This is a genomic window from Cryobacterium sp. TMT1-19 (genome assembly GCF_004403055.1).
GTDB classification, from domain to species: domain Bacteria; phylum Actinomycetota; class Actinomycetes; order Actinomycetales; family Microbacteriaceae; genus Cryobacterium; species Cryobacterium sandaracinum.
Genome location: NZ_SOHB01000064.1, coordinates 1 through 1,072 on the forward strand (window position 1 = coordinate 1; position 1,072 = coordinate 1,072).

The window sequence follows — 1,072 nt, forward strand, 5'->3', positions numbered from 1 at the left end:
TGTTGTTCCCACACAGGTTGTGAGCGTGGCGTGAGCTAAAAAAGTGAGGACCTCCGGTATCGATTGGGTTACCACACTCAACACGATGCAACGGAGGCCCTCATCTCTTACGTTACTCATGCCAACGCCCCGCTGACCCCGGGAGGCCGGCTGAAGCTGGTTCAGCTCGTCGTGAACGACGGCTGGGCTCAAGCCCGGGTCGCCGAACGGCTCCAGGTCTCTCGCGCGACCGTGGCCAAATGGGTTACCCGGTACCGGGCTCAGGGTGGTGCCGGGCTCGTCGACCGGTCGTCGCGCCCGCACTTCTCCCCGAACCAATGTGCTCGGCGCACCGAACGGCGAATCATCGCGCTGCGCTTCACGAGGCGGTGGGGGCCGCACCGCATCGGCTACCACCTGAGGCTGCCGCAATCGACGGTCTCGAAGGTCCTCAACCGGTACCGGATGCCGTTGCTGGGCCATCTAGACCAGAACACGGGCCTGCCGGTGCGCAAACCCAAACCGATTCGGTACGAGAAGAAAACCCCAGGCGAGCTGGTGCACGTTGACGTGAAGAAACTTGGTCGCATCCCCGACGGCGGCGGCCACCGCACTCTCGGCCGCCAAGCCGGCAAACGCAACCGTCAGGCAGGCGTAGGCCACTCATTTCTGCACTCCGCGATCGACGATTATTCCCGGCTGGTCTATTCAGAGATCTTGACCGATGAGAAGAAGGAAACCGCGGCCGGCTTCTGGGGCCGCGCGAACGCGTTCTACGCGACCCACGACATCACTGTGCTGCGCGTCATGACCGACAACGGCTCCTGCTACCGGTCGAAGTTCTTCAACGACGCTCTGGGCGACATTACGCACAAGTTCACCCGGCCCTACCGACCCCAAACCAACGGAAAGATCGAACGATTCCACCGCACCCTCGCCGCGGAATGGGCTTACGCCCACCACTACAACTCAGACGCCGCCCGAGCAGCCACCTACCAAGACTGGATCCATAGCTACAATCACCACAGACCCCATACCGGCATCGGCGGCAAATCACCCATCAACCGTGCTCACAACGTCAGTGGGAACAACA

1 protein-coding gene is annotated in these 1,072 nt (G+C 62.1%); it reads left to right on the forward strand.

The genetic code is table 11. The features are described 5' to 3' along the window. Positions 1–102 precede the first annotated feature (102 nt). The coding region (locus E3T40_RS14915) for an IS481 family transposase (RefSeq protein WP_104193591.1) at positions 103–1,072 on the forward strand (970 nt) is incomplete at its 3' end.